Below are 7,494 nucleotides of genomic sequence, written 5' to 3'. Positions count from 1 at the left end.
GGGTGGAGGTGCCGGAGCGGGAGTCAGCGCCCGGGATGCTCGGGGAAAAACCCCAAGTATCCCGGGCACGTTCCTCTGCGCGCGATACAGGATTCGAACCTGTGGCCTTTGGCTCCGGAGGCCAACGCTCTATCCAGCTGAGCTAATCGCGCAGAACCGCTGTAGCGAGGCGACAAGTAGCCGAACTCCCCGGCCGACGCAAGCCCGCATTCCACCCAGGGCTGACGGGAGAACACCCCGCACGGGGCTCCCCCGCCCGCCCAGGGGCCTCAGCTCACCCGACGACGCCGGCCCAGCCGCAGGGCCAGCCCCCCCAGGGCCAGGAGGACGAGCGACACGCCCCCTCCCCCGCCCGCCGAGGCACAGCTCAAGCCTCCGCCTCGGGCGTCGATCTCCAACGACGGGTCCAGCACGAAGTTGACCACGGAGGACCGCTCCGACTCGTTCCCAGCCTTGTCCTTCGAGACCAGCGTCACCGTATGGCTGCCGTAGTCCAGTTCGTTGCGCGGAACGAAGCGCCAATCACCGCTCGCGTCCGTTTGCACCGTGCCGATCTCCACCTCATCCACCAGGATGGAGACCGTCGACTCCGCCTCCGCATCCCCCTGGAAGGTGGGCGTCCGCACCGACAGGATGTCGTTCGCCCGGGGAACGGATAGCGAGGGCACCCCAGGCCGCTTCAGGTCCACCGTCCAGCGGAAGATGTCGGGAGTCGGGTCCTCGTTGCGCGCCCGATCCACTGTCTTGACCTGCAGGACGTACTCCTGCGCCTCCACGTCCCGCCGACCCAGATCCGTCAGTCGGTACTCGGTCGGATTGCAGCTCACGAACTCCGCCGCACCCAGCTTGCAGAAGTACTCCACGTCGTCTTCCGAGGAGGTGAACGTGAACACGGCCTCCGTTGAATTGGAGAGTTCTTTCGGCTTCGTCGCGATGGTGCTGTTCGGCGCCAGCGTGTCGACGACCCAGGTGTGCGACGCATACACAAGCTGTTCCGTGAAATTGCCAGCGAGGTCCTTTCCTCGGACCGTGAGCTTGTGCTCACCCTCACCTGTCGCTGCGCGGGAGTACGGATTCGGACAGGGCGTGAACACTGGCGTGTCGAGCGCGCATTCGTAGCTCTCCAGCTCCTCCGCCGGCAAGAAGCTGAAGGTGAAGCTGAAGCTGGACACGTTGGTCAACACGGGAGGGCTCGACACAATCGTCACCACGGGAGGCTCCACATCCACGATGAGCGTGTAGGTCACGGAGGCAGGCCCGACGTTCTTCGCCAGGTCGGTGAGCGTGGCTGTGATCTGGTATTGACCGCTGCCCAGGTCGCTTGGCGGATTGAAGATCCATGCGCCGCCCGTAGCGACCGTGTTTCCCCAGAACGCACCATCTCTGTAGAGGGTGATGGTCCCCGGCTCGGGCGTCTCTCCCTGGATGCTCGGGCGACGCTGATTCGTGGGATGGTTCGCGCGGGGAGCGGTGATGCGCGGAGCCATTGTTGGAGCCGTGCCATCGACCTCCCAAGTCCACGACACGGGGAGGGGATCTGGCGCCCCCGCGAAGACGGCGCGAACCACGAGCGTGTACGTATTGTCTGGCAGGTTCTCGTACCGCGCGATGTCATAGGCGTCCGTTGGATTCCTCGGACAGGGACTGAAGTTCAGACCCGGGACAGGATTGACGAGCCTCTCAAGCTTGCACTCGAAGTCCACCACTCCCTTGTTCGAGTACAACAAGAAGTCAGCGTTCCTCTGGCTGATGGGCGCATCCGGTCCACCGGGGCCGGTGACGATTTCGGTGGAGATCGCGCCCGTGCTGATGCTCCAGGTATAGACCGCAGGCGAGTCATCCCGATTGCCTGCCTCATCCACCGCCCTGACCATCAGCGTGTTCGACCCGTCCACCAGATTGGCGAGCTGGATGTAGCTCGCATCAATCCCTGGCCCTGGGGGAGCCGGAGGGCATGGGGTGAACGTACTGGCCATGACTCCCCCCGTGCTCCGTCGGCACTCGTAGGTCAGGGGCTCCGGCCGTGCGAGGCGGAAGAGCACCGTGGTGGCACCGTCACGAACCGGCGGAGAGAGGAGGATGGTCGTCTCCGGCTTCGTGACATCCACGATGAACGAGACCGAGGCTGAATCCGTGACGCGCTCCGCTACGTCCGTCGAGCGGACGAACACCGCCGTGTATGGACCTTCGTTCAGCGGAGTGGTGCGCAGATAGGTCCACCGACCGTCAGGGCCCACGCTCACCGTGACGGGGTCGGGCGACGGTCCGAAATAGACCTGCAACGAGGTCCCTACTTCCGCGGTGCCACTCAAGAGCGGATAGAGCGTGGTGAGGAAGGGACCCGGGTTGTTGATGATGGGCACCACCGGAGGACTCAAATCGACATGGAAGGTGCTCGTTTCGGAGAACGAGCTGACGTTGCCTGCCGCATCCCTCGTCATGGCCCGGACCCAGTGGAAACCATCCTGCAGCGGCGACGGAGTGAACGACACGCTCCACCCACCCTGGGCATCCACCGGGGTGGGGCCGAGCGTCACGGAGTCATCCACATAGACAGTGACCGTGGTGTTGGGTGCGAGCCCCACCGCCGACTCCAGCGTGCCGCTCAGGCTGATGGGCATCGTCGTGAAGTACCTGCCCTGGATGCTGGCCGCGAGCACGGGCCGCGAAGGCGGCAGCGTGTCCACGGTGATGCTCACAGACGAGGACTGTCGCGAGTTCCCCGCCGCATCGGTCGCCTCGGCGCTCAGCGTGTAGCTCCCATCCACGAGCACGGCGGGAATCACACTCCAGGACCCGGAGGGCCCCGCAACCGCGTTCAAGGTCTGGGCCGTGCCCGGACCCGACGGCGTCACGGTGACGACCACCCGGGCTCCGGCTTCCGTCGTTCCACCAATCGTGGGGCGGGACTCTTTTCCCAGCCCCGCGCCGGGGGTGTTGATGATGATGGTCGCGGGAGCATCCAGGTCCACGAGCCACGTATGACTGACGGGCGAAGGGTCGATGTTCCCCGCAGGATCCACGGCGCGAACATGGAACTGCTGGGAGGTCCCGGAGATCAACCCGCTGAAGGTGCGAGTGCCAGACCCCGTTCCAGCGCACGCCGTGAACGTGACGCCGTTGGTGGAGCACTCGAACTTCGCCGTGGCGTCTGGACTTCGGTACTCGAGGGTCACACTGGACGCATTGCTCGGTGACACGGGCGGGTTGAAGAACGACGTGTCGGGCGCCACGGTGTCGATGACCCACGCGCGTGTCGCGGGAGTCGGGTCAGCGACACCCGACTCGCTATAGGCAGTGACGGACAGCGTGTGCGGACCCTCTCCCAGGTTCGCCTCCGTGTACGTCTGACTCGGACCACAAGCCACGGCTGGGAGGACTCCGTCCAGCGAACACTGGTACGTGACACCTCCGGAGAAGGTGAATTGAGCCACCCTCGAGTTCGTGGGATTGCCGGGGGGACTCGCCACGGGGCCACCCGTGATGAGCGTATCCGGCTGGGTGAGGTCCACCCTCCACGTGTAGCTCTTCGGAGACGGGTCCCTGTTACCAGCCCGATCAATCGCGACCGCCGTGACTCGGTAATCGCCTGTCGTGAGGCTGTTGAAGGTCTTCGAGGCACCACACGACTCCAGGATGCCATCACCCACGACCGCGAGATTGTCCAAGGCGCATTCGAAGGTGCCGCCAGACTCCGTCGAGGTCAGGTTGAACGTGGCGCTCGCGAATCTGGACACCAAGGGCACACTGACGGGAGTGAGCGTCGTCACCGGTGGCACGTTGTCGAAGGTGAACTTCAGCTCGGGACCTATGTCGCTGTAGGCCCCCAGATATCCGGCTTGCGCGGCCAGACGAAAGGGCGCGCCATTGCTGCTCGGGGGCGCATACGGAAAGACAAAGGCCTTGAGACTGTCCGAGGTGGTCCGGTCCAGAAGCGCATACGTGAAGGGAGTCGCCGTCCCGCTCACCGTGTAGAAGAGGACCTCCGACAGCCCCTGCTGCGTGGTTCCCCGCAACAGCGGGTTGTTTGTCCATGCATCAGTCGCGGGAGGACTCACGAAGGTCGGCGGCTGAATCCCATCGATGAAAGCCAGGTCCAGGACCGTGACGGAGCCCCTGTAGTTCATCACCGTGCTGGAGGTGGGCATGGCGCCGTGATGGATGACACCGGCCTGCAGTCCCGCCACGCCAGCGGCTGCGAGGGGGGAACAGGCCACGGGTCCCTGTGCCTGGAAGAACACGCGACCACCACCACCGCCACCGCCGGGCCCCGAGTTCGCGGCGCTGTCCTCCCCCGTACCGCCTCCCGCATTCACCTTGTCCGCGCCGCACGTGGCGCTTCCCGTGAAGCGCAGGTGCAGGGTTCCTCCGGCTCCGCCACCATGCCCCACGTCTACTCCCGAGGTCGGAACCCCATTCTCACCGTTCGCCAGGATGGTCCCAATTCCCAAAAGTGAGGCGGCGCGGATGAAGATGATGCCGCCTCCCTTGCCACCGGCGCCTCCCGTTGTTGCGGGGGCGGCGCTGCGGGTATGACCACTGCCACCGCCTCCGCCGAACGTCAGCCAACTCAAGACCGAACCACTGAGCGCGACGCCGCCCTTGCCCCCCGCGAGAGTAGTGCCCGCCAGTCCACCGATACCTCCAGGTCCGCCGTTGCCCCCGCCACCACCACCACCCGAGTTGCAGGAGCCTCCACCTCCGCCATTGGTGGAGTTGTCCACGGACTGAGCTTGTGCCGGAGCGACATCCTCACCGCTGACCCCCAGCTTGCCCGCCGCTGCGCCGGAACAATCCGTCGTCGGATCTCGGGTGAACGTGCCCCCGCGAAACCCCAGCTTCGACGCGTCGATGATCCCATCGTTGGTGAGGGTCCCACTGGCAAGGAACGCCAGGACACCACCCGAGCTCCCATCCCAAGGGGCCGCCGTGACGGTGGCGCCCGCCTGGACGGTGACGTTCCGGTAACGAGGCACGGTGAGCATCTGCGCGCCAGGCGACTTGTAGCTGTTCGCCAGCGGCCTCGTGAGGGTGACCGAGTTCGAGTTGAAGGACTGGATCTCCGCCAGTTCCCACTGGCCCACGGTGGGCGTCCCAGCACCCGACAGGTCGATGGGTGTTGTCGTTCCCCGCGCGGGCGCGGGGCTCAGGCCCGTGGACTGGATGATCATCAGGAGGCCGTTGTTGGCGAGCCCCGTGAAGGTCCCCGTGAACCGAAGGACGGTCGTCCCCTGTGCAGCATCCTGGGTGAGCGCCTTGTGGCTGTTGGGCAGGTGCTGTGCTGATGGTGTGGTCCCGAAGTTCTTGTCGTTGGCCATACCAGTGGCCCCACCCAACCCGAACCTGTCCAGCTCCGCGCTCGCCGTGCCACACATCAACAGCACGCCCCACAGCAGCACTCGCGTCAGCAGCGTTCTCATGGCCGCACCTCCCCTGGCTTCACGGCTCCGTCCGCAGGAGCCGCTCCTCGCGACTCCTGCGGGTCGACGAACTTGAACTCGATGCGGCGGTTCTCTTCGCGGTCCTGATACGTGTTCTCCGGGGTCACCTTCGGCTTGGTCTTCCCGAAGCCCACCGCCATCAACCGGTCCGCCGGAGCCCCCTTGCTGATGAGGTACTGGCGCACCGCGTCCGCGCGGGCCTGCGACAAGCGCCGGCTGGCATCCAGCGGCGAGCGCAGATCCGTATGCGCGCCCACCACGACCATGGGCAACTCCGGGTGCTCCTTGACGATGCGCGCCACCCAGTTGAGCTGCTCCAGCGAGCGGCTCTGGATGACCACCCCCGAGGCCTCGAAGTAGATCTTCTCCATCAGCTCCAGGTGGCCCGCCTTGATCTCCACCAGCGGCGGCACGTTCGCCGGGCAGCCCAGGTTGTTCGCCGCGCCCACGTCCTTCACGCAGCTGTCCAGCCGGTTGGGCACGCCGTCCTTGTCCGAGTCCATCTCCGGGCAGCCCTTGCGCTCCGCCGGGCCCGGCTCGTTGGGACACTCGTCGCTGTCGTTCTCGATGCCGTCCTTGTCGAAGTCACGCACCGGGCAGCCGCGGTTGTCCTCCGGTCCCGGGTCATCCGGGCAGCTGTCCTTGCTGTCCTCGACCTCGTCCTTGTCCCGGTCCTCGACAGGGCAGCCATTGCGCGCGGGCGGGCCATTCTTGTCCGGGCACTCGTCGAGCATGTCCTCGATGCCGTCCCCATCCGTGTCCTGCGCCGAGCAGCCACCGCGCGCCGCGTCTCCGGGCACCAGCGGACAGCGGTCCACGCTGTTGATGATGCCGTCCCCGTCCTCATCGGAGTCGGGGCACTCCTGGATGGGGTCCTTCAGCGTCCGCACCAACCCCGGCTCACACCGCACCGACGACTCACCGGGCCCGCGCGTCGGCACCACCTTGCCGAACGAGCCACCCACCATCAGCCGGAACAACGGCGTCCCCGGGGCCGAGCCCACACCCATGCCCGCCAGGGCGAACAACTCCAGCGACGGACTCGCCAGGTAACGCGCGCCCGGCAACAACTCCACCGCGCCGGGCTGATTCGTCAGCGGCAGCATCGCGCGCACGTTCAGCTCCCAGCGCAGCCGCCGCCCCGTCGTGGACAGCGCCGCGCCCAGGCGCATCTCCTGCCCCACCTCGTCCTCCAGGTCCCCCGTGCGCTCGGTCAGCAGCATCTTGTCCCGCTGGACGTAGCCGACCTCCAGGCCCGCGCGGATGCGGCCGAAGTGCCGCCCCACCATCAGCCTCGGCGACAGCCGCACCGAGCCGTCATCCCTCGAGAAGCCCTCCGCGCTGCCCAGGGGCACGCCCACCCCCAGCTCCGCCGCGAGGTCCAGGATGCCCGACGCCTCCTGCGTCAAGAGCCCCACCCGGGCGCTCAACGACGGCGTGGAGAGCGTCTGCGCGCGCGGCTCCGGAATGCCCGCACCCGCCAACCCGGTGCTGTTGCCACCCTGAAACGCCACCAGTGGGACCTGCAACCCCACCTGCAACCAGCTCAACGGCGCATAGGCCGCGGCCAGGTGCGCCGTCGCGCGGCTGCCCACGACGGCGAGCTTCTTTCCGGTGTTCATGTAGACCAGCGGCTCGTGGGCGTACTGCATCGCCACCGTCGCCCGGAAGTCACCCATCGGGAGCAGCTCACCCAGACCCACGAGCAGCGAGCCTTCCGCGCCAGGATTCAGCTCCAGCCGCTCCAGGTCGAAGCCTCTCAGGGGCGACTCAGTGGGAGCGGGGGGCGCGTCGTCCTGGGCCCCGGCGCTCGCGGACGTCAGCACGAACGCGAACGCGAGGACGCCTCGCAGCAGCCTGCTTCGTCTCATGATTCTCCCGGATGAATGGGCGTGTGGGTACCCCGGAGCCGTCCCACGATTCAAGCCGGCCCCCCGCGTCCACTCTACACCAGATGTCCCCGCGCTCTCTCCAGCCCGCACCCATCGGGTCCTCCGGCGCGAGAGCCCCGTGACAACGCTGCCACTGAAATCTCGGGCCAGGGATTCACGCC

Annotated in this window: 2 protein-coding genes and 1 tRNA gene; all 3 read right to left on the bottom strand. The window is 66.7% G+C overall.

Translation table 11 applies throughout. From position 1 onward, the window contains the following. Nucleotides 1-78: 78 nt before the first annotated feature. Nucleotides 79-152 (bottom strand) — tRNA-Arg (locus G4D83_RS42915). Nucleotides 153-269: 117 nt separating this feature from the next. Beyond that, nucleotides 270-5,420 carry an adventurous gliding motility protein AgmC gene (gene agmC / locus G4D83_RS42910; RefSeq protein ID WP_163870746.1) on the bottom strand — a complete coding sequence of 1,717 codons (5,151 nt, stop codon included), beginning with the start codon at nt 5,418-5,420 and terminating at the stop codon, nt 270-272. Then, the gene (locus tag G4D83_RS42905) at nt 5,417-7,312 is read right to left on the bottom strand and encodes an OmpA family protein (protein WP_163870745.1); all 1,896 of its coding nucleotides are present in this window, start codon (nt 7,310-7,312) and stop codon (nt 5,417-5,419) included. The genes agmC and G4D83_RS42905 overlap by 4 nt, the downstream gene beginning before the upstream one ends. Nucleotides 7,313-7,494 lie beyond the last annotated feature (182 nt).

It is taken from the genome of Myxococcus eversor, from assembly GCF_010894455.1.
GTDB lineage: Bacteria > Myxococcota > Myxococcia > Myxococcales > Myxococcaceae > Myxococcus > Myxococcus eversor.
This window is presented reverse-complemented; position numbering and strand designations above follow the sequence as displayed.

Bases quoted from the DNA above. Each gene is read 5' to 3' on its own strand.
- agmC (WP_163870746.1), bottom strand. From the start codon at position 5,420: ATGAGAACGCTGCTGACGCGAGTGCTGCTGTGGGGCGTGCTGTTGATG.
- G4D83_RS42905 (WP_163870745.1), bottom strand. From the start codon at position 7,312: ATGAGACGAAGCAGGCTGCTGCGAGGCGTCCTCGCGTTCGCGTTCGTG.